The 2,423-nt window shown below is 72.7% G+C and carries 2 protein-coding genes; both read left to right on the top strand.

Annotated elements, in window-relative coordinates:
* On the top strand, positions 1 to 457 hold a 457-nt coding region (locus tag GXW76_RS25165; RefSeq protein WP_211864881.1), incomplete at its 5' end, for a (d)CMP kinase.
* 349 nt (positions 458 to 806) lie between these two features.
* On the top strand, positions 807 to 2,384 hold the full coding sequence (locus tag GXW76_RS25160; RefSeq protein WP_211864880.1) for an ABC transporter substrate-binding protein: 1,578 nt from the start codon (positions 807 to 809) through the stop codon (positions 2,382 to 2,384).
* Positions 2,385 to 2,423: the final 39 nt, after the last annotated feature.

Raw genomic sequence — 2,423 nt, 5'->3', positions numbered from 1 at the left:
CGAGGCCGCCGCGCGCGACCTGGCGCCTGCGGATCTCGAACGCGGCGACCTGCGCGGGCCGATGGCCGACATGGCGGCGAGCGCCGTCGCCGCCATTCCCGCCGTGCGGGCCGCATTGCTCGACTTCCAGCGCGATTTCGGCCGCAGATGCGGAGCGGTGCTGGACGGGCGGGACATCGGCACCGTCGTCTTCCCCGAGGCGCAGGTGAAGCTCTTCGTCACCGCCAGCGTGGAGGAGCGCGCCCGGCGCCGCTTCCTGGAACTGCGCGGCCGCGGCATCGCCGCCGACCCGACGCAGGTGGAAGCGGAGATCCGCGACCGCGACGCCCAGGACGCCAACCGGCCCGTCGCGCCCCTGAAGCCGGCGCCCGACGCGGTGGTGCTGGACACCACCGCGCTCGACGCCGACGCCGCCTTCACGGCAGCGCTCGACCTGGTGCGGGAGCGGGTGGGGTAGGGCGAGTACCCTCTCCGGACATCTCCCGCCAGGGGTCGAAAGGCCCTTGGGACGAAGGCCGCCAGGCCCCTTCGTGAGCACGCATGCGAGGCCGAGCGCCGCGCGCGCCTGAAGCGCCGTCGCGACCGGGCGGCCGTCCTCGGCGACGGGTTCCGCAGGGCTCGGGCGGAGGGGCGTGGAAACCGGCGACGCGCAGCGGTTCCGTCACCGGGCCTTCGACCTGGATCCGCGGAACAGGCCTCGTCGGCGAACGGCGACGCGGGGGGATCCTGCCCGCGGTTCCCTGCGAGGCCGCCGCGGCCTAGCCTTCCACCCAAGGCGCACCATGACGCCCAGGGAGGAAGGAAGAATGATCCACCGCCGCACACTCTTCGCGGCCGGCGCGGCCGGCATGCTCGCAGCTCCGGCCGTCGCGCAGAACACCCGCGCCACCACGCTGCGCTTCGTGCCGCAGGCCAATCTCAGCGTGCTCGACCCGATCTTCACCACCGCGACCGTGACCGGCAACCACGGCTTCCACATCTTCGACACGCTCTATGGCGTGGACGCGGACCTGAAGCCGAAGCCGCAGATGGTGGAAGGGCAGGAGACATCCTCCGACGGCCTGACCTGGAAGTTCCGCCTGCGCGAGGGGCTGCGCTTCCACGACGGCAGCCCCGTGCGCTCCGCCGACTGCATCGCCTCGATCACCCGCTGGTGCGCACGCGAACCCGTCGGCCAGTTGCTGGCGCGCGTCGTCGAGCAATGGCGCGCGGTCGACGACCGCAACTTCGAGGTGCGCCTGAAGCGCCCCTTCCCGCTGATGCTGGACGCGCTCGCCAAGCCGGATTCCTCGGTGCTCTTCGTGATGCCGGAACGGGTCGCCTCGAGCGATCCGGCGCGCGCGGTGACGGAGATGGTCGGCTCCGGCCCCTACCGCTTCATCGCCGGCGAATACAATTCCGGCAGCCGCGTGGTCTACGAGAAGTTCGACGGCTACGTGCCGCGCAGCGAGGCGCCGGCCTGGACCTCCGGCGGCAAGGTCGCGCATTTCCAGCGCATCGAGTGGCACATCCTGCCCGACGCCGCGACCGCCGCAGCCGCGCTGCAGAACGGGGAGGTCGACTGGTGGGAACGCCCCCATCCCGACCTGCAGCCGCTGCTCGCCCGCGCCCGCGACATACGGCGGGAGGTGACGGACCCGCTCGGCCGCCTGGCGGTGATGCGGATGAACTGCCTGCACCCGCCCTTCGACGACGTGCGCGTCCGCCGCGCCATCCGGCTGTCGGTCGCGCAGGAGGAGTACATGCGCGCCTCCCGCGGCGACAACCCGGACGACTGGTCCATCTGCCGCAGCCTCTGGCCGCGCGGCACGCCCTATCACCGCGACGAGGGCGAGGCGATGATGCCCGGCGACCTCGACCGCGCACGCGCCGCGCTGCGGGAGGCCGGCTACGCCAACCAGCGCGTCGTCATCATCAATCCGACCGACTTCCCCGACATCGGGCCGCTCGGCCAGGTGACGGCGGACCGCATGAAGCGCATCGGCGTCAATGTGGACCTGGCCGAGAGCGACTGGGGCACCGTGGTGCAGCGGCGCGGCAACCGCGAGACGGTGGACCGCGGCGGCTGGTCGGTGCTGCACACCACCGGCGGCGCCACCGCCTGGGCCAATCCGGCGTTGTCCTTCCTGGTGCGCGGCCAGGGGCAGAACGGCTGGTTCGGCTGGTGGGAGAGCCGGCGGGCGGAAGAACTCGCCGAGGCCTGGCTCTTCGCCACCGACCCCGAGCGGCAGAAGGCGCTGGCAACGGAACTCGGCCATCATGCGCTGGAGGACGCCTCCTTCGTGCCGCTCGGCCAGTTCGTCATCCGCACGGCGTTCCGGCGCGACATCACGGGGATCCTGCAGGGCTCCTCGCCCTATCCGTGGAACCTGCGGCGGGCGTAGCAGCACGCGCCGGATGCCGGCGCGGCCGCGCGCGGGACC

The organism is Neoroseomonas soli, assembly GCF_018129065.1.
Taxonomy (GTDB): domain Bacteria; phylum Pseudomonadota; class Alphaproteobacteria; order Acetobacterales; family Acetobacteraceae; genus Neoroseomonas; species Neoroseomonas soli.
Note: the sequence above shows the minus strand (reverse complement) of the source record. Positions and strands in the feature narration are given on the sequence as shown.

Coding starts and splice junctions, on each gene's coding strand:
- GXW76_RS25160 (WP_211864880.1), top strand. CDS start 807: ATGATCCACCGCCGCACACTCTTCGCGGCCGGCGCGGCCGGCATGCTC.